General features: G+C 55.7%; 14 protein-coding genes. 13 read left to right on the forward strand and 1 reads right to left on the reverse strand.

What is annotated here, in order from left to right; all coding sequences use genetic code 11:
• Positions 1–25: 25 nt before the first annotated feature.
• Complete coding sequence (locus HYT79_06450; protein ID MBI2070227.1) at positions 26–1513, forward strand: S41 family peptidase; 1488 nt, start codon at positions 26–28, stop codon at positions 1511–1513.
• Positions 1514–1542: 29 nt separating this feature from the next.
• The gene (gene tsaD / locus HYT79_06455) at positions 1543–2595 is read left to right on the forward strand and encodes a tRNA (adenosine(37)-N6)-threonylcarbamoyltransferase complex transferase subunit TsaD (GenBank protein MBI2070228.1); all 1053 of its coding nucleotides are present in this window, start codon (positions 1543–1545) and stop codon (positions 2593–2595) included.
• Between the two features lie 18 nt (positions 2596–2613).
• On the opposite strand, the gene HYT79_06460 is transcribed toward tsaD, so the two are convergent.
• Positions 2614–3471 (reverse strand): hypothetical protein, encoded by an 858-nt coding sequence (locus tag HYT79_06460; GenBank protein MBI2070229.1) that lies wholly within the window; start codon positions 3469–3471, stop codon positions 2614–2616.
• Between the two features lie 222 nt (positions 3472–3693).
• Between HYT79_06460 and larB the strand changes: the two genes are divergently transcribed.
• The 11 genes from larB to HYT79_06515 all read left to right on the forward strand — a co-directional run.
• Positions 3694–4446 (forward strand): nickel pincer cofactor biosynthesis protein LarB, encoded by a 753-nt coding sequence (larB, locus tag HYT79_06465; GenBank protein MBI2070230.1) that lies wholly within the window; start codon positions 3694–3696, stop codon positions 4444–4446.
• Between the two features lie 75 nt (positions 4447–4521).
• Complete coding sequence (locus tag HYT79_06470) at positions 4522–6489, forward strand: hypothetical protein (protein ID MBI2070231.1); 1968 nt, start codon at positions 4522–4524, stop codon at positions 6487–6489.
• Positions 6490–7833 carry a hypothetical protein gene (locus HYT79_06475; GenBank protein ID MBI2070232.1) on the forward strand — a complete coding sequence of 448 codons (1344 nt, stop codon included), beginning with the start codon at positions 6490–6492 and terminating at the stop codon, positions 7831–7833.
• Positions 7830–9359, forward strand: coding sequence for a sensor domain-containing diguanylate cyclase (locus HYT79_06480; GenBank protein ID MBI2070233.1), 1530 nt, complete (start codon positions 7830–7832; stop codon positions 9357–9359). The genes HYT79_06475 and HYT79_06480 overlap by 4 nt, the downstream gene beginning before the upstream one ends.
• A 239-nt stretch (positions 9360–9598) precedes the next feature.
• Positions 9599–10234, forward strand: coding sequence for a response regulator (locus tag HYT79_06485; GenBank protein MBI2070234.1), 636 nt, complete (start codon positions 9599–9601; stop codon positions 10232–10234).
• Positions 10231–11298: a hypothetical protein gene (locus HYT79_06490; protein ID MBI2070235.1), complete on the forward strand. Its 1068-nt coding sequence runs from the start codon at positions 10231–10233 to the stop codon at positions 11296–11298. Before HYT79_06485 ends, HYT79_06490 begins: the two co-directional genes overlap by 4 nt.
• Entirely contained in the window at positions 11295–12182 is an 888-nt protein-coding gene (locus tag HYT79_06495) for a hypothetical protein (GenBank protein ID MBI2070236.1), read from the forward strand. The genes HYT79_06490 and HYT79_06495 overlap by 4 nt, the downstream gene beginning before the upstream one ends.
• Entirely contained in the window at positions 12179–12793 is a 615-nt protein-coding gene (locus HYT79_06500; GenBank protein ID MBI2070237.1) for a hypothetical protein, read from the forward strand. Before HYT79_06495 ends, HYT79_06500 begins: the two co-directional genes overlap by 4 nt.
• 206 nt (positions 12794–12999) lie before the next feature.
• Positions 13000–16482 carry a gliding motility-associated C-terminal domain-containing protein gene (locus tag HYT79_06505; protein MBI2070238.1) on the forward strand — a complete coding sequence of 1161 codons (3483 nt, stop codon included), beginning with the start codon at positions 13000–13002 and terminating at the stop codon, positions 16480–16482.
• Positions 16479–18071 carry a conjugal transfer protein TraF gene (traF, locus tag HYT79_06510; protein ID MBI2070239.1) on the forward strand — a complete coding sequence of 531 codons (1593 nt, stop codon included), beginning with the start codon at positions 16479–16481 and terminating at the stop codon, positions 18069–18071. The genes HYT79_06505 and traF overlap by 4 nt, the downstream gene beginning before the upstream one ends.
• Before the next feature lie 128 nt (positions 18072–18199).
• Positions 18200–20425, forward strand: a 2226-nt coding sequence (locus HYT79_06515) for a hypothetical protein (GenBank protein MBI2070240.1), incomplete at its 3' end; no start/stop codon positions are given.

The raw sequence follows: 20425 nt of genomic DNA on the forward strand, positions 1-20425 counted from the left end.
AGTAGATCCTGGCATTGTCTGAGTTATGAAGAAGAAATACACGTTTTATTCGATTATTGCGGGCCTCGCTCTTGTGTTGGGCACGGCCGGGTACAATCTTGGGCTCTCCGGAGAGTCCGCCTACGAGAAAATTCGCATTTTGGTCGATATCATCGATCAAATTCAAAACAATTACGTTGAATCCGTCGAGGTCAAAGATTTGGTCTATGGCGCGGCCACCGGCTTGGTCCGCACGCTTGATCCGTTCAGCCAATTTTTGCCTCCCGAAGCGTTAAAGGAGATGAAAGTCGAGACCGAAGGTGAATTCGGCGGCATCGGCATCAGGGTCGCGATCGGGGAGGACAGCTGGTTGACGGTGGTGACGCCGCTGCCAGGGACCCCGGCGTTCAGGGCGGGCGTGTTCCCCAGAGACCGCATCGTCAAAATCGACGGTTCTTCGACGGAGGGGATTACCATCGAAAAAGCGGTTCAGAAACTTCGGGGCAAGCCCGGAGCCAAGGTCACGATCACCGTCTGGCGTCCTGAGGAGGGTGCAAACGGCCAAGCTCAGGCCAATAAGGAAACGACCAAAGATTTTACGTTGACCAGAGAAGTCATCAAGATTCAGACGATTTATTCCCGGATGCTTTCAGACAATATCGGTTACGTTCGCATCACGGAATTCAACGCCCGCACGCCTCAGGATATTCATGAGATGCTGAGCAAGCTCGGTAAGGAGGGGATGCAATCATTGGTGCTGGATTTGCGTTTCAACCCCGGCGGGCTGCTGCCGTCGGCCATTGAAACGACCAAGGAATTCATCGGCGAGGATAAAGTCGTCGTTTATACCCAGGGCCGCAAGGCGGAATCCCGCGTGGAATATCGGGCCGGCGCCCGCGCGGCGTACGGCGACGTGCCGCTGGTCGTTTTGATCAACGAGGGAAGCGCCTCGGGGAGTGAAATTTTAGCCGGAGCGCTCCAGGATCATAAGAGGGCCGTTTTGGTGGGGGCGCGCTCATTCGGCAAGGCCTCCGTGCAGTCGGTGGTCAATCTTTCGGACGGTTCGGGGTTGCGCCTGACCACGGCTTATTACTATACGCCCAACGGGCGGCTGATTCATAAAAAGGAGTTTAAACGCAAGAAACCCGGGGAGACGGCTAATGACACTGAAGAGGAGCCGGCCGCTCACGATCCCATTGCCGATGGAAAACAATCAAAGGAATCCGCGGACAAAAATTCCGGCGCCGAAGAGAAGGGCCAGTGGGGCATTGAGCCCGATATTGCCGTGAACGTGGACAGGGAAACCGCGGCCAAAATTTATCAATCGTTCGATGTCGCTTATTTCCCGGATAAGCCCGAGGAAACAAAGCCCATACGCGATCTCTTCAAGAAGGACAAGGCGGGGGATGCTCAAAAATCCAAGGCAGAAGAGACTCCTAAGGCGAAAACCGAGGAGCCGCTACGCGATGTGGTGCTTGACCGGGCGATTGAGCTTTTGAAGGCCCGCAAGCTTCTTTTGCATATGGCGCGGTAGCGTCACCGCGTCCCTTTCTGATACCCGTGATCCAACTCGTTCTCGGTATTGAAACTTCCTGCGACGAAACCGCAGTCGGCATCGTCGAGCTGACCGAGGGCAGCAGAGGCCGCTATTCGTTTAAAATCCGCGCCAATGTGCTGTCGAGCCAAATTCCTTTGCACGCGCCTTATTTCGGCGTGGTGCCGGAATTAGCCAGCCGGGCGCATCTTGAGAAAATGACGGGAGTGCTGCATGCGGCGATCGCCGCCGCGGGTCTTAAGCCCGATCCGGCGTTCCTCAACAAACGTCTTGCAACCGTCGCTTATACTCAAGGACCGGGCTTAAAGGGGGCTCTCTTGGTCGGCGAATCAGCGGGCCGTGCCTTGGCCTTGGCGTTGGAGCGTCCGGCCATGGGCGTTCATCATCTGGAGGCGCATCTGGCGGCGATTTTGTTAGAACATCCCGGACTTAAGCCGCCTTTTTTAGGCCTGATTATTTCCGGCGGACATACGGACCTTGTTCATGTGCGCCGATGGGGCGACTATAGGGTTTTGGGGCGAACCTTGGATGATGCGTGCGGAGAAGCCTTCGATAAGTTTTCCAAAATGCTTCAACTCGGCTATCCCGGCGGTCCGATCGTGGATAAGATGGCCAAAAGCGGTGATCCCAAAAAAGTGCCCTTTCCCCGGCCCTATTTGAAAAATTCTTGGAATTTTTCTTTCAGCGGATTGAAAACATCGGCCCTGTACCGGCTCAGGGATCATGGGCATCCGCGCACGCGCAAGGAAAAAAACGATTTGGCCGCGTCTTACCAGGAATCGATTTGCGAAACGTTGATTTTTAAGGCTAAAAAGGCGCTGAGGGTTTTGAATCTGGATCAGTTAGTCGTTTCCGGTGGCGTGGCCGCCAACAGCAGGCTGCGCTATCTTTTGGCCGAGGAAGGCCGTCGTGGGAAATTCGACGTTTATTTTCCAAGCCCCTCATTGTGCACGGATAACGGGGCGATGATCGCGGCCGCAGCGGCGCTTAGGTTTGTTTCAGGAGCGAAGCCGTCGGCCGGACCGGTGGATCCGACCTTGCCGTTTCCGCGTTGGTCATAGGGACGCAGTCGTCTGTCGCTATTTTTCTACGCCGTGGTGCACACCGCCGAATCCCAGGCTGAATGTGCCGCCGTAATCGTTGCCGGTCATGGCGTCTACGCGGGCCATGACGGACATGGCGATATCGTTGAAATAAAAAATAAAGCCGGTCGTGGCCGAATGAACCAAGGCGGCCCTTTCTTTGTCCGGCGCTTCCGGTTGGCAATGATTTTCGGGTTCGCTGATGCATTCCCTGTGTTCTTCTTTTTTAACATAAGCTAAGCCCACGCCCCCGCCGACGACCACATTAATGGCTCCGGCTTGGGCGATACGAATTAGGAAATCGGGTTGAATGAGGAAAAACGCGCGGGCCGGTATGACCACTTCAGCGGTTAAGTTGTCCGGCACCTCGCCGACAAACGGAACTTCTTGATACCCGACCGCAAAATCGCGATCAAATTTGAATTGCCCGCCGCCGCCGATGCGCCCGCCGATGGCCACCGGATGGCCCGGAATCCATACCTCTCCTTCCAAACCGATGCGCATATCAATGCCGCCTGAACCGTAACCCGCGGCCGGAGAAATGCGGATGCTGTACGTTGGATCGGACCAAGAGGGTTTGGCGTCAGGGCTGGGAACGCCGGATTTTTCTGAGCCGGACGCCTTTTCACCGTCCTCTTCTTCCGTGCCTACTCGCACAGGCGACGGTTTTTCTTTTTTCTCGGCTTTGCGATTGTCCATTTTTTTTCCGACCTCGGATTCAATCTGTTCGACTTCTTCGATTGAAGGTTCCGGGGCGTTCTCAACAGCGGGTTCATCCGCTAGGCCGAAGGCGGGAAACAATAAGACGATCAGCCATATTTTACCGATTACTGCTATTTCGCGTTTTTTAGTCATTATAAATCTCCGGTTTTTTAGTTTTAGATCGGCGCGGATATTGCCATCGCACACGAGACAATTCTCCGCGCCGATCTTGGTCGGCGATGAATAATCATGCCTGTTGCCGGTTGTTTCATCGAGGGTCTTTTCGGAAAAAAGTCTCTGGCCGGTTTATTGACTTGATCGATGATGTTTAGGGTAATTTATATTTACCTATCTGACTTGGTAAAATAAAATTCCATGGTTTTATCGACGGAAAAAAAGACGAACGGCTATATTGATTTGGGCTTCGCCAAGCTCGATCACCGGCGCTCCGAGCGTCAGGGATTCCCTGAGGCGGTTTATTCGCCGTCAAAAACAAATCAACAGCTCTTAATCATTGCCCGCCGTTATTTAGCCGCACCCGCCGGCTCGCCTTTGATTTTCACTCGGCTCAAGCCGGCTCAGGCGAAGATTTTGGCGCGGTTAAGCCGAAGGCGCTCGCGCGCCAATCATCAGGCGCGGGCATTGGCTTTTTTGCCCAAGAATTTTTCATTTCAAATTTCAAAAGGTCAAGTCCATGACGCTTCCATCGCTGTTATTACAGCGGGAACAGGAGATATCCCTGCGGCTGAGGAGGCTGCTTTTACCTGTGAAGTCCTCGGCAGCAGCGTGCGGCGTCTTTATGACGTAGGCGTGGCCGGCATCCACCGTCTTTATGACAATAGCGGGCACTTGGAACAATTAAGCTGCGCCATTGTCTGCGCCGGGATGGAAGGGGCGTTGCCTTCCGTGGTCGGAGGTTTGTGCCCTTTCCCGATTATCGGGGTCCCGACATCCGTGGGTTACGGAATTTCGGAAGGGGGGCGCACTGCGCTTCAAACCATGCTGTCTTCGTGCGCCAGCAACGTTTGCGTGGTCAACATCGATAATGGATTTTCAGCGGGCATTATCGCCCATCTGATCGCAAATACTAAAAAAATATCAGATTTAGGACGAAAGTCCCATTTCTGATTGGGCAAAAAGTCCTACAATTTATTGCCCTGGAGACCCCGGCGAAATATGCCAAGGAGGGATAATATTGTGATTGTGTCCAGATTAAGATTGATTCTGGTTGCCGCCATCTTTGCGTGCCCCCGGGCGGCCGGTTCACTTCAGCCGGCCGTTCCCTACGATCAATACGGTCAATTCGACAATGTCGGCAGCCCGGACTATAGTTATCGCCTTGACGACAAAGAAGCGTTGAAACGCCATTTGCCGACCGGGGTTTATCCTAATATCCGTCCGGCGAAGGCCGAGTCCCGGATCGATTCGAATACCTTGATTCAGAAGCACAAGGTTTGGGTCTTGCCGACGAAGGAATGCCTTGATTTTTGGGGGCGACTCGATCCCTGGCAATCTTATGATCCCCGATTCGCCGAAGGCGTCCGTCAGTTTAATTATGCTCAGTGTCTTGAGCGGGCCGGCCGCATACCCGAGGCGATCGAGGCTTATTATGCCACGGTCATTCATTTTCCATTCGAGCAGGATCCTTTGCGAAATTTTCCGGCTTTTTGGCCCGATTATCTGGGGGTCAAGGCCATGGATGCGGTTTATTTTTTAACTCGGCAATACCCCAATCTTGGTTTGCGCTATATGGGCGGAGAAATACGCGTTGAGAACGGCTACGACGATAAGGAGTCGAACGATGTGTTGCGCATTTGGCCGGGGCGACTTTTTAAAGTGAGCCACGGCAACAAGCCGTCGGCCGAAGATTTGTCATCCCAGGAGCCGGAGCGTACCATCGGATCATCCAAAGGCGTGGAGTTGAGCTCTTACGGCAACGGGCATTGGTTGATGAAAGTCCGCGGCCGGCCGATGTTCGTCCGCGGCGTTCATTATGTGCCCCCTCCGGTGCCGCCGGCGCCGGAGCCCGAGGGTTTTTGGAAAAAGTGGAAAAGCCGCTTATCGCGGCCTTTGCCGCAGGCTGATCGCGAAGTCGCAAGCGATGATTTGAGCGCTCCCTCCGTCGAAGCGGCTGGTTTTTGGGATACCGGTTGGACGGCCGATCGAAACGAAAACGGGCGGCCGGATATCCTGGAAACCTGGATCGACGGCAATAAAAACGGCCGTGCTGATCGCGGGGAGCCCAAGCTCGGTGATTTCGGTCTCATGGCCTTAGCCGGCGTCAATACCGTTGTTTTGCCGCGCCCTCCCTCGGATACCGCCGTTCTAGAAGAGGCGCACCGGCGTTGGGGACTTTACTTCATTATTGCCGACAGCTTGAATACCGATCGCGCCGCTTTGCCGGAACCATGGATGAGCCGGATCAATTATGCCGATCCGGCCGATCAAAACAGGGAACTCCTGCGTTTGCGCCGATTGGTGAACCGTCATAAAAACAAGGATTATCTTTTGGGTTGGGCTTTGGGTTCACACAGCATTCATTCCGCCGGGGGTCTCATGCCCAGATCCAATGCCAAGGCCTATCTCGAATTTGCCGCCAAGGCCGTGGCCGCGGTCAAGGAAATCGATCAGCTTCATCCTGTTATTTTTGTGACTCACGATTTGCGCGATTTACCGGCGGTGGTCGTGGCCATGGCGCAGGCCGATGTCTTGGGTGTGACGGCTTATCGTGGATTCCACGGATTCGGGGAAAGTTTTTGGCGCCCGCTTAAAGAGATCTGGGGAAAACCTGTTTTGGTTATGGACTACGGCATGCCGTCTTATGCCGCCGGAACTAAAGAGCCTGAAGCCGAAAAATTGCAATCGTTGGCCTTGCGCCGCTCATGGCAGGATATCGAATATCATCAAGGCGGCGGCGCGGGCGCCGGCGTATCAGTGGGCGGCTGCGTTTGGGAGTGGGTGGACGGCTGGTGGCGCGACGCCCCGTCGCAGACGAGCCGGGCGCATGTCCGCGATTCGACGCCGGGAGAGGCCGGGCCTTTCGCCGACGGCCATGATTATGCGGAGTTCTACGGTCTGATGGCGTTGGGCGAAGGCCCCGAAGGAGCCCTGCTGCGCCAGCCCCGCAAAGCCTATTGGACCTACGGCCGTCTCTGGAAAAATAAAGAGTAAATGATCATTTGGCTGCTTGAGCGTCCGGATAAAAAAGCTCAGGCCGAATGTTTGGAATTTTTAGCCCGCCACACTGCTGCGGTCACCAACGGACGCGTCGCCATCCATTGGAGAATTTTGCCTGGCCATCGGCTTTGGGCTGAATGCGTTGAACTGGTCAAAAGAGAGAATTATCCGGAGAACAACTTTCCCAGCATCATCGAATACCCGCTCGCTTGGCAGGAGTCGATGGAATACCTGAATCTTCTGGCCAGGACGCGCGACATCGAATGGGAGCCGGCCCGGTGGGAAAAATTAATTGAGCACGTTCTCGGATCGAATTATTCGGCCGTATCCACCAACCCACCGGTGAAAACGTCCGGCGGGGCTTCCGGACCCAAGAACGAATTGATCACCTTGCCCTGGATGGTAGGATTGACTTCGTTGTTTTATCGCAAAGATCTTTTGCGGCTGTTGAACAAGACGCCGGAGGATTTGGAAACCTATAGCGGATGGATGTCCGCGGTGGCGGCGGCCAGGGAGAAGAATTTGGGACTGCGCGCCCTGGAAATGCCGCTGACCGGCGCCATGGCCATGTGGTGGATTCTAAATTTCGGAGGGCAATTCTTAGATCCGTTGAATTTAATGCCGGCTTTTCATCAGGCCGAAGCATTGAGGGCGCTGGAAGCGATGTTGAACGCGTTGGTTCCGGAGACAGGTTCTTGGGCTCAATCCGATTCCGCCCCCCAGCGTTTGGCTGCGGAACGCGGTTTTAAAACCGTGGGGCGGTTTCCTGATCAAGCGTTTTGCCAAATTTCCACGGCGTTTCCATCGGCTTTACGTCAGAACGACCCGCGCATCGGGTGCCTGCTGCCGCCGAGAATCACGGAGCCGGTCGTCGTTGCGGAGGAGTTTGCCTTGGGGGTGACGCGTCGGCCTCTTGAGCTCGGAGGCGCGGAAATTTTGGCCGTGCTGGAAGCCTGGCTCGGCGATGACGAGGCTTGGTCGTCGGCGTCGATTCAGTTGGGCGTCTTGCCCGCGCGCTTGCCTTTGTGGGAATCTTTCTTCGACGGCATTGCTGATCCGATGATCCGCGAAGTCTATTGGTCCGCGACTTCACATCAACGCTGGATCGCCCGATCGCCCTATTTGGCTCCGGTGATGAAAGTTTTCGAGGATTCGTTGATGCGTTTGCATATGTATGCTCTCCACGATGGGGTTTCGGACGCCCGTCATATCGCGGCCGTCGTCTCGCGGGCGGTGGCTGAATACCGGCTGTTGGCGACCCTCTACGGATCAGGCGCTCCCTCAGGCTCGGCAGAAGAGACGCCGGCCGCCGGCGGGCAGGAGAAATCATCACCATGAGTTTTGAAACCATCGAAAGTCCCTCTCTCTACGAAGCGCTGTATCGTTTTCGCAAGGAGCTGAGGTTGTCGTCGTTGGAGGCTCAGGATTTGCTGACGACGGCGTTGAGGTTTTTTCAAAGGGAACTGGGCGTTCATGAGGGGAGCGTTTTTTTGCTCGATGAACGCGGAGATTTTTTGAAGGAAACCCTGGTGATCAAAGCCGGCGGCGAGATCGAACCCGGCGAACGCGAGGAACCCCTTTGGGAAGGAGCGCCGATGCGCGAATTGCTCTTCGGCGAACGCGATGTGGAAATTTTAGGCGGCTCCGACGACGAACCCACGCAGACGCTGTTGATCAAGCTTCATGCGGAAAGCTCATTAAACGCAACCTTGCCGCTTAAAGAGACGGAGAGAATGGCTTCGGAAAACCGGGGCATCTTGGAAGCCGTCGTTACCCCCGTGACCGAGCGGGCTTTGCTGGTCGCTTGCGCGCAAGAGCTGGGGGAATGGCTCGGCCTGGCGTTGTTGGGTGAGCGCATGCGCCGGCAGGGTTCCCAGATCGAGTCGTTCAGCGAGTTGTCCTGGCTGTTCGTGACCAGCCTGCGTTTGGAGGACAGGCTGAGGCTCATCGTCGAAGGAATTCATCGCTTGTTTGGTTTTGATCGTTTGCGTTTGTACCTTGTCGAAGCGTCGGGCGCCACGCTTAAAGGCGAGTTGGAAGTCGGCATCAATCACGGCGTACGCTCGATCGTTCAAGAGCGTTACCCGATCGTCATCGGCGAATCGCGCAGCTTGATTGAAATTCTTTGGCAAAGCTTAAGGCAAGATCCTTGGTCGCGCATTTTGGAGCATCCCTTGGCGAATCACGACAAAGTGCTTTATCTCCCGCTGAAAGTGCAGACCAAGGAAATCGGCGTTTTAGTCGTGGATAATTTGATCAGCCAAGAGCCGATTTCACGGCCGATCCGCCATCTGCTCGGTGAACGTCTGTCTCTTTATGACGCGCTGTCTCATTTGCCGAACCGGCGTTATTTTGAACAACGATTCCAGGATGAGTTTTACCGCGCCTATCGGCACAAAAGAAGTTTTGCCGTGTGCATGATGGATCTTGATTTTTTCAAGGAGATCAACGATACCTTCGGGCATCAAATGGGCGACCGGGCCATCGCCGGCGTTGGCGCGGCCGTCAACGCGGTGATCCGCCAGAGCGATTTCGCGGCCCGGTGGGGCGGCGATGAGATCGCGGTGCTCTTGGGCGACGCCAACGAACAAGATGCTCTGATCGTCGCCGAACGCGTATTGGCTGCGATCCGCGATATCCGCTTGGTTTATCCCGCTGATCCGCCCAAAGAAATCAGATTAACTGCCAGCATGGGCGTCGCGCTTTACCCGAGAGATGGCGCTAACCTGGAAACTCTCATGGCCAGCGCCGATCAGGCTCTTTATCAGATGAAATTCAAGGGCAGGAACGGATTTCTGATGGCTTCAAGCGGCTCCGGCGCGGCCACGGCCGAAGAGACGGATCCGGAAGCGACGCCTTCGTAAGGTTGCTTATAGAAGGCGAAACGCCTTCTATAAAGGCCCAGATGACAGCGTACGCCTATGCGCGCGCGTACGAGAACTCCCCAAATTTTGAGCCTAACTATCCTTGACTTGGGCCAAAATTGGGGATAAAAGCTCACTAGAGGGGCAAAAATGCAAGAAATAATTAGTTTAATTTGTTTTTTGAGCCAAATAGACAGTAAACAGCATGATTCAGCTTCAGGAATTTTTAGGAGGACCAAGTGACGGATAATTACGTTCGCATCAGTGACCTTGCCAAGAAGGCTTCCGTGCTAAGTTCAACAATCAGGCACTATACCGATATCGGATTGCTGCAAGTCGCCATGGAAACGGACGGCGGCCATCGTCTTTACGATGTTGAAAGTTCAATGCGGCGGCTGGGTTTTATCCACTCCCTCTCTAAACGCGGCCGCAGCCTTGATGAAATCAAAGCGGAAATGGGGCGGCGCCAGAACCATTTGGTCGTGCTCTTGGTTGACGATGAACCTGAGGTCGTTGACTTTGTGCGTTCGGCCTTTGAGCTCTATTCAAACAAGCCCTCCGGCAACGGCAAAAAAATGCCGGCCGTTGATTTAAGCGTTGTTTCGGACGGTTTCACGGCGGGCAAAAAAACGAGCGAAATTTTACCCGATTTGGTGATTCTTGATTTGATGCTTCCTGGAATCAATGGGTTTAAAATCTGCCGGGCGATTCGCGAAGACGCGGAACTTGCCGGCGTCAAAATTTTGGCGATCACCGGCTATGACACGGAAGAAAACCGGCGCGCGATCATGGCCGCCGGCGCCAACGGCTACCTGGCCAAACCGTTCGGGGTCCAGGAGCTGATTAAGAAACTTGAGGAGATGGGAATCTGGTGAATCATCGGGTCGCGCCTCGCGAGCTGAGAATTTGGTTGAGGCGATTGCTGTTGGGCATCGCCTTGGCTTTTGGTTCTGGGCCGGCGAACCGCGACTTGTCCGCGATGGAGCTCTCCGGCGGCGTGTTCCGGGAGAAACGGGGCTACTATTCTTCGGTCGGCTCCACCCGGCCCGCCGCCGGAGCGTTCCGCAGCACGGGATTCACTTCCTACGCCTCACGCTTCGCGCAAAGTTCTTCCGGCTTCAATCATCAAAGCGGCTTGATCCCCACATACGAGTATCCCCGCCGCGTGCCGGATATGACGGCTGCGACCGGCGCTTTTCCCGGGGAAGCCAATCTTCAATTCCCGGCCCCGGGCGCTTCCGGCAATGAATTTACGGCCAAGAATTATGACATCCGTTACTCAACGGAAATGCCGGTCAACAATGAAACAGCCTGGCAGCAGGCCGTAGCGTCGACCCAGGCTTGGAACCCTCAGGCGCCGAATAATACGGAAACGCTGACCCTTGGAGGTTTACTGGAGGGGGTCACGTATTATTTTGCGGTGCGGGCCAAGGATCACAACGGCAATCGGGCTGAAGTTTCCAATTCGCCTTCCGCCGCTTCCCAGGTGGCGGGCGTGGCGATTTCGATTTCCGGCGCGGATTATGATTTCGGGACGTTCACTCAAGTCACCTCGAGCGTGGCCGCCGCTTCTCCGCTTGTGCTCAATACCGGCAACGCCGCCGCTAAATATAGCTTGCACATCACTACCTCGACTGCGGGCACGCCTTGGACCGTGGCCGCTTCACCGGGCGCGGATGTGCTTGCGGTTCAGGCAGCCTTCCACCCCACGCGGCCCGCGGACGGCGATTACGGATTTGAAGACGCGATTTTGATGACGCCCCAGTGGTCGCAGACGACGGCGGACGGCGGGCGCTACACAATCGACGGCAGCCAGACCGGCGTCAACGTCGCCACGGGCACGGTGCGCAATGTCTGGATGCGCTTGCTGACGCCCCTGTCGACCTCGACTACGGATCAGCAGGATTTAACGGTCACGGTAACGGCGGAGAGACAATGAAATTAAAAATATTGTTGATGTTGTTTTTATCCGGCATGCCCGGGATTTTACGGGCGGCGGGATTGGCTTCCCGTTTTTCCGAGGTCACGATCGATGATGTTCAGCCCGGCGTCGCCTACGGCATTCTTGAAGCGGCCGGTTTGCCGTTGTCCGTGCAAAATAAAAGCGAGTCGGCGGTGTTGATCCGCGTTGATGTGCAAAAGCCGGAAGCCGCCAGGGACGGCTTTGAGCCGATTCCGGATATCGGCTGGGTGAAGCTCGAGAAAAGCGAATTCAAAATCAAGGCCGGGCGGGAAGGGGCGACGGACATCGTGATCGCTATCCCGGACGACAATCGTTTGTTGGGCAAAAAGTTTCAGGTTAATTTTTGGTCCAGAAGCGTTGGCCCGGGCCTGCAATTGGGCCTCTTGTCCTCTCTGCGATTGAGCGTGGCCGCGAAACGCTTATCAACCGAAGACTTGGCGCGGCATGTGCAGGGAATCAAGAACAGAAGCCTCTGGGCCGTTGAGTTTTGGCCGCCTAAGGTCATTTTAGCCGACGTTGCGGCCGGACGCGCCTATGACGCGCAAAAAGACGGGCATGCTATTTTCCGCTTGGTCAACACCAGCGAACGTAAACAAAGACTGGCGCTGACTGTCCGCAGTTTCGAACAAGCCGGAGTCGGGTTGCCTTCGGGCTACGAGGATTGCCCCGATCCTTCCTGGGTGAGCGCGTCGCAGCGCATCAAAATCAGATCCAAAAAAGAAAAGCGCGTCCATGTCGCTTTGGCTCTGCCCGATGAATCCAGGGGCCGCCGCTTCGCCTGCGTGCTGGAGGCGGTGATCGACGGGGCCCCGGTCGATTGGCGGCCGGCTACTCAAATTTTCGTGGAGACGGTTAAATGAGCACAAGAAATTGCGAGGTGATCAGTAAAATGAAAAAAGGCGTTATCGTTTTCGCGTCATTCGCCTTTTTAATCGCCCATAGCCCGGCGCTTGAAGCCGCGTCGAAAAATATCGCCATTCACGTGCGCGTGGCCCCGGCGATCTCTTTGGCCGTTCCCACGACCTATTACGATTTCGGAGATATGGCCGTTTCTTCAACGGCCGTCGCCATCTCCAGCCTGGCCGTGGTCAATGATTCGAGCGGGCGCACGCAGGACTATCGCATCAATGTTTCAACGTACAGCACGGGACCCAGCAGCCAGGTCAATTGGCTTTTAGGCAGCCTGCCGGCTCCGGATTTTTTCCAGTTGTGCTGGCAAGTGACCTTAGACGGCGCCGTTCGCCCGCCCGCGGACACGTCCGGCAACTGCACGACCAACGGCTGGATCATTTTTGATACCGATGCCGGCACCAGCCAACCGGCCAGCGCGCCGGGCGGTTTAGCCGACGGAGTAATCAGCAACGCCATTCGAAATCTTTGGTTTCAGATTCGCACGCCGACGTCGACGTCTTACGATGAATATCAAACAATGTCGATCACAGTCACAGCAGCGGCAGCCAATTCATTCTAAAAGTTTGCCTGGAGGGGAACTTTAAAATGATTTGGTTGGCGAAGCTTTGTGTTTTTTTAATCAGAAACATGAAGTACGCTGCTTACTTTAGATTTAAATTGCCTGCTGGGGTCCCGTCTCTTGACGGGCCAGCGTCCTCCGGAGCTCTGCGAAAGAGGGCTTCTATTATACGCGCGCGCGTATGCGCTCAAAGCATTGGTTTAGTTTTGGCTTTATCAGCCGTTGTCATCGGTTCGCGAGCGGTTGCTCTGGCTGCGACAAAAAGTATCGAGATTCATGTGCGCACCCCGCGTCCTGCTCCGATCACCGATCTTGTGGCCACGACTTCCGATGTGCTTGACGGCGCGATTCTTTTGCGTTGGACCGCGTCCGGCCATTCCGGCAACGCGGGCCAGGCCGTGCGTTATCAAATCGTTTGCTCCACCACCGCCAACATTGAAAACGATGCGGATTGGCTGAGAACCGATGTTTCGAGCGCGCCCTCCAGCGCTTGTTTTTCGAGCCCGTTGCCGTTGCCCGCTCCGGCCGGGGCATCCGAGGTGTTCTTGACGACCGGCCTCAATCAGTTCGGCGCCACTTACTACTTCGCCATCCGCGCGGTTAACTCGGTCAATCGCGCCGGCGTTTGGTTGAGAACCGGGGGCGTCAATCAAAACAATTTTGCCAAAGCCAGCGACATTCCTCCCCTGCCGCCGACTAACGTGCGCATGAATTCGTTCATTTTCCACCACGCAGCCCAAGTGATCTGGGATGTGTCTTTATCCGCTGATGCCACGAGCTACAACGTGTTCCGGACAACGGTGCCGGGCTTCACGCAATCGGTTGCCCTGGCCACCAATACGCCCACGTTGAGTTTTCTTGATTTGGGTTTGGACAACGGGGTGACTTATTACTACCGGGTCACGACCATCGACCGCGTGGGTTTCGAAAGCTTGCCTTCGGCTTCAACAAATATCTGGACTCATCCTCCGAATCCGGTCGGCCCCGGCAATTTCCAAATCGCGGAGTTGACGACTGCGAGCGTGCGCTGGTCCTGGATCGCGGGCACGGCCGTTGAAGGCGCGCAGAAACTCATCAACGCTGAAACAGGCGCTTCGATCAGCGGCGACTTATCCTTCAGCACCACGGAATATTCGGAGACGGGATTTTTATCCGGGGTGTTCATCGCATCACGCGCCGTTGTTTCCTACAACATCACGGGAAGCTCCCGCTCCCAAGCCATCAGCGCCTGGACGTTGCCCAATATCCCTTCGAATTTTCTTTTCGCTTTTGTCGGCACCAGCGTGACCCTCCAGTGGAACGCCAACAACAACGGCCCGTTGGTCAAGTATTTCGTGCAGCGGTCTTTTGATCAACTGAACTGGTTTACATTCCCTACGCCCATCACCACGACCACGTTTATCGATGCTTCGCTGGCCGAGGGCGCGACGGCTCATTACCGGGTTCGCGCCGAGAACGCCGTTCAAGCCACCACCGCGTTCACGGATTTCATTTCCACCGCCACGTTGAGGATTCCGCCGGCGGCGATCACGGATTTGGCGGCGACGCCCGGGCAGGCGGAAGGACAAATCGAACTTCGTTGGACCGCGACCGGCGACGACGGCTTCGGCGGGAATCTCGTGCCGCCGTCCGAATTTCGTATCGATTGGAGCACGGCCGTGGACACGGTCTTCGTTCCCGGACCGGGCAATAAAATCATCATCACCACCTCCGCGGCCCAGGGGTCGCTCCATGGCCGGATGATTCCTAATCTGATTCCCGGGGCGACGTATTATTTCGGCGTTTTTACCAGGGACAACGACGGCAATTTTTCCGGGGTTTCCAATATCGTCTATGCCTGGGCGCAGTGGGACGTGACCCCGCCGGCGGCGATTACCAACCTGGCCGTCACTCTGACGCAAGACGCCACCGCTCAGATGACCTGGACAAGCCCTGGCGACGACGGCTTTAGCGGAATTTTAGAGGGCCGTTTTGAAGTCGGGTACGCGACCACGCTTTCATCGGCATCTCCGTTCACCAGTGTCGCCAATTTTGAAAGCAGCGCATTTAAAATCGTCATCCCGACCGTAACCACCCCTTTTGTTCAACACGGCATTGTGATCCAGAATTTGGCTTCGGAGCGCTACATTCACTTTGCCGTGCGTTCGTTCGATGAACGGGGCAACGGCTCCCCTCTCTCCAATTTGGTCACTAAATTTTTGGACAACACGCCGCCGCCCGATGTGGAGAATTTCATCGTGGTTTCGGATACGGTGACGGACAAGCTCAATCATCTTACCTGGACCGTTCCCCTGTCATCGGACGCCGCGCATTTGGTTTTGATTCGAAGCATCGGCGTGCCGCCGGATAGAGCCTTGATTACCAAGGGTCAACCGCTGCCGATGGGTTTTAAGCTGCCGGATCAAAGCGTCGTGTTGAGCACGATGACGCCCATTTTAGGCGGGGCTATGAGCCATAACGATTTTGTGCCTGGAATCGACCTGCTCTATTCCACGTTCTATTACATGATCATCGCGATCGACAATACCGGCAATATTTCGCCGGGCCGTTTAGGCGCTACGCGCTTGAGAGAAAACACGGCGCCTAAAGAACCGGTCGCTCTTCTGGCCGAGATCATTCAAGAAAAAAAGCGGATGGCGTTGACTTGGCTTCCGCCGCGTTACACCGTAGACGGCGCCACAATCACGGCGCCCTACGCTCCGATGCCGCATGAAATCGAGAAGTACGAGATTTATTCCTCCAGCGCCGTCAGCGGACCCTGGGGTCTGCTCTATCAGATCGCGGCCGATACTTTTTCCCATGAGATGAGCGCGGACGCGCTTGTTTTTTATCAGATGCGCGCCGTGGATGCTTTCGGCAACCGTTCCAATGAAAGCTTGATCGTCGACAGTCTGGGGCGCCTCTATGCCCTGGCGGACGATAAAGCCTCTTATGTGATGCTGCCGGAGCATATGGCCCGCTTTATCAGGCCGCAGTCGAATCCCTACGGTGTTCCGTTGACGATCAGGTCTCGTGAGCTTCCTGAAGAGGAAACCAGCATTACGTATACGGCCATGAATTACTGGGCCGAACATGCGGAAACGGGCCGCATTCTTGAAAACGTGGCGTTCCCTGAACCTGTGGCTAAGGTAGTGCTGCGTTACGGCTCGGGCGTCAAGGGGGATGTGACGTTCAACTCCTTCAAGGCGTCGGGTTTGCAATCGCAAGGCGGCCAGCCTCTGGTTTCCGAAGACCCGGTACCCCTTGATCAGGCGGATCGGTTCTTGGGTCTTTACTGGGACAACGGACTGGAGCGCGTTAAAGTTTACGGCGAAGTCGATAAAGAAAAACGAACCGTGTCCGCCGAAGTGGTCAATCTGGGCAAGTATTACGTGCAAAAGCTTTATCGGGAGCTGGGATTTGATTTCGATATTTCCCAGGTCGAGCCTAAAATCATCACCCCTAATAACGACGGATTAAACGACGTGGTTATTTTCAGGTATTCAAATCCCAAAGACGTGCGCGTCACGGGAAAAATTTTCGACTTGACGGGCGGTTATGTCGCGGACTTGATTCAAGGTCCGACCGCTGATTCCAAGAAATGGGACGGCCGGGATTCCCGCGGGCAGGCGGTTCCCGGCGGCGTTTATGTTTTTCAACTCGAAGCCGAGGGGCAAATTTTTAACGGAACGATTGTAGTGGCGCGATGAAAAAAGTCAGAAGCGCGTTCATCGTCTTTTTAACTGCAACAGGCAGTATGCAGCTTACTTCACTTCATGCCGCCTCATTGCAAAGCAGCGGACATGGCGCGCGGCAAATCGGACTCGGCGAAGCCGTGACCGCCGGCGCGGCTCAAGGAGCTTACGGCATTTACTACAACCCTGCGCAATTGGCCTTAGCCGCTAATCCCGAGATTTCTATGGATTACGCCAAATTGCTTTTGGGCCTGACGGATAATTCAAATCTCGAGGAGTCCTATCTTGGGTTTATTTACCCTTGGAAGCGCGTGCGCGGACCCAATCAAGCGTTGGGTTTGGCCCGTTCTTTGTTCAGCCTGGAATCGCGCACTCAAGACCGGCTGGTGAATCTCTTCAGCGAAGAGGTTTTCTATCTTTCTTACGGCCGTTCGTTTACGACGCGCATGCTCGGCGGGCAGATGCAAGTCGGCACCACGGTCAAGCAAATCCGGCGCACGTTCGGCGATGTGCGCACGAACAACAATGCCTTGGACAATACCGGCAAAGCGACCAACCGCGCCGATCCTGTTCTTTCCGGCGGACGCGAGAAAAAAGCCATGAGCTTGGATTTAGGTTGGAATTGGCGCCATGCCTCCGGCTGGTCTCTGGGATTGAGCATGGGCGATATCAACGAGCCCAACTTGGCTCTTGATCCCAAGATCGCGGACAAGCTGCGCAGGAGTTATCGCGTGGGCACCGCGTATCAAGCGGGTCCTTATCTTGTTTTTGTCGGCAATTTGGAGCTTAAAAATCGCATCGAGAGCGTTCAGGATCAGCGCATCGCTCTGGGCGCCGAGCGTTTGATCCCCACGGCTCAGTTCGGCTCGTTCGGTTTCAGGGGTTCCCTGGGCATCGGCAATCGTTCATGGCGCACCGTGGCCGCCGGTGTCAGCTGGAAGTCCAACGCTTTGAGCGTGGATTACGGATTTCAGATGCCGTTGGGCGGCTTGGAATCAATCCAGGGCAATCATCGCATCAGCCTGACGATCCGCTTCGGCGAGGCTCCGCCCGAGGAAGAAATCATGGATCTTTATCGCAAGGAGCGCAAAGCCCGGGAGCGCCTGGAACGGGAAATCGAAACCGTGGTCGGCGATTTCGAGAAATTGTTGGCGGCCAGCGAAGCCAGGGCCCGCGATATCCCTGCGGCGCCGGTCGCGCAGGTTCCTCAGGCGCCCAAGGAGATCCCCATGATCCAGGCGCCTGCCGCGCCCGAACGCCCGAAGGTTTCCGACAGCGAATTCGCCTTGGCCTGGAAGCTTTATCAGGAACGCAAAAAATCTTTGGCGCCCAGGGCCGAGCTGGTCCGGATTTTGCGGCATATGCTCGACACCTTCGGGGATCGCCGCGAGGTCAAGCGGGAATGGGAATCCATGCAGCAGGAAATCGCCCGCGATCGAAAGGATTTCGAGCAGATTTGGGCCAATTATAAACGCTTGGCATCCATGAACGCGAGCAAGGAGATTCTGTACCGGGCGCTGCAGAGAATCGTGAAGCGTTTCGAAGGCAGCGGCGTGGACCTTGCCGAAGTTCAACGTGAGATGGACCGGGTGAGAAGCAAATGATGAATAAAAAATTTCGAAATCAGAAATTCGTTGGGGAGGTAAAACCCATGAACGAGAACAATCGACGCATTGTCGGGGGCGTTCTACGAACGCTCGCGATCCTTGGCGGCTCCTTGCGGAGCTTGATAATGAGCGTTAAAGCCTTCGTCGCCGAAGGGACGGCTGTTCTTGCTTCGGGCCTCGCGCCTTGTTCATGGGTAAGGGCGAACTCTGCCCAAATCGTCAAATCAGCGCATTTATTTGCTGTTTTGGTTCTGTTCGCTGCCGCAGCGTTCGGCGCTAGTTCGCCCAAAGTCATCCATTGGCAGGGTAATCTGCGCGATGCCGGCGGCGTTCCGATTACCGGAACGAATGTGAATTTCACATTCAAGCTGTTCACCGCTCCTTCGGGTCCCACTGAGTTGTGGACCGAAAGCTATACAAATCAAACCGTCACCAATGGTCTCTATGAGTTTGACTTGGGTTCCGTGACGCCCATGGCCGACGGCATCTTCGTCAACGAGCCGCTTTATCTTGAGATTCAGGTGAGCACGGGCGTGGATCCTCTCGTGGCCTTGACCCCCAGAGTGCGCTTTTTGTCCGCGCCGTTTGCCGTTCATTCGTTGTGGGCGGAAAAAATCAAGGGCGATGCGACCGTGACCATCGCCGCAGGCTCGGCTGTGTCGACATTCACCACGTCCGGCCATCTCGAATTGCCCGGCGGGTTGAGTTTGGGCGCGTCGGGAACTCCGGCCGCGGGACAAATTCTATTCGGCGCGGGCGCCAATCAGTCGCTTTCCGTCGGGCAGATCGTTGATTTGACGGATGGGGGCATAACGTCCCTGCACACGCACAGCGGCGTTGTCCCGGGCACGCATTCGGCTTCGCATGCCTTGGGCGGCACCGATCCTTTAGGCGCTTATTTTGTGGCTAACACCGACACGCTTCAGTCAGGCGCCACGTTCTATGTGACCAGCGGTTCCGCGGCAGGGACATTGACGGCGTGGGGCGGCTTGGTCGGCCCCGGTTCTTTGATCACCGGCCTGAACGCTTCCAATATCACGGCCGGAACCTTGGCCAATGCCCGGCTTGATCCTGCGGTCACATTGCAGGGAAATTCTTTTAACGCGGCCAATACCCTTGTTCGATTGGACGGCGCCGGGAATTTGCCGTCCTTAAATGCGTCGGCTTTGACCGATCTCAATGCCGGTAATTTAGCCAGCGGGATTGTGCCCAATGCCCGGCTTGATGTTGCCTCAGTGACCATGGTCGGCCCGACGATTGATATTTTCTCGGAAACAATAGGGGCCTTGTCCACGACCAGGGTCACCGGAACATTGCCCGGCAATCAACTCGGTAGCGGGAGCGCGCTTTATATTTGGAATACGGATACTTTGCAATCCGGCGCCACGTTCTATGTTTCGTCGGCAACCGTGGACGGAACCTTGACTTTGATGAACGGCCGCTTCATTCCTCAAGGCGCCGATCCTTCCGCCCAATTGGGGCTTCTCTATTACAACAGCGCCACCGGCCGTTTGCGTCTCTATAACTCCAACGGATGGGTGGACCTTTCAACCGGAGCCACGGTCGGCATTCACGGCGGGACTCACGGTTTGGGCGGGTCGGATACATTGTCCTCGTTGGATGTGGCCGTCTCATCGCTGACGATGAGCGCCGGTTCGATTAAAGCCGCCGACGGCCAAACGGGCGTCCGCGTATCAAGCAGTCTGTTTATCAGCGACGGAAACGTGGGCATCGGAACCTTGTCGGCCGCGCCTTATCGGCTTCGGGTTCAAGGCGATGTCTATGGTTCGGGCGCGTTCGACGCCGGCGTGATCAGGGCCTCGAGTTTCACGGACACGGAGAATACCGCGTATTTCTTGGATCCTGCGGGAATATCCATGCTGAGCGGTTTAAGCGTCCCAGCCGGCCAGGGCGGCATCAATGTTTCAACCAGCGTGCTTATTGGGGCCGGGCGCAGCGTGGCTTTTAACGGCGCTTCACCCATGGCCAACGCCGTTGTTTTCGGCGCCGGAGCGAATGAATTTTTAACGGCTATTGAGGTGTCGAGTTTGACTTACGGCGGCCCCACCACGCTCCATACCCATACAGGGATACTGCCGGGGCCTCATGCCAACTCTCATGCGATGGGCCAAAGCGATTCATTGGACGCGTATTTCATCACCAATACGAATACTCTTCAACCGGGATCTACCTTCTACGTGTCCAGCGGAACTGTTGGCGGCAATCTGACCGCGGGCAATTTCTACGGCGCCGGCGCTAATATTACGGGCATCAATGCGGCGAATATTACCACCGGCATATTAAGCCCTCTGCGTTTGGACGTTACTTCCGTCACCATGGTGGGCCCGACC

The sequence above is a fragment of the Elusimicrobiota bacterium genome (assembly GCA_016180815.1).
In the GTDB taxonomy this organism is placed as follows: domain Bacteria; phylum Elusimicrobiota; class Elusimicrobia; order JACQPE01; family JACQPE01; genus JACPAN01.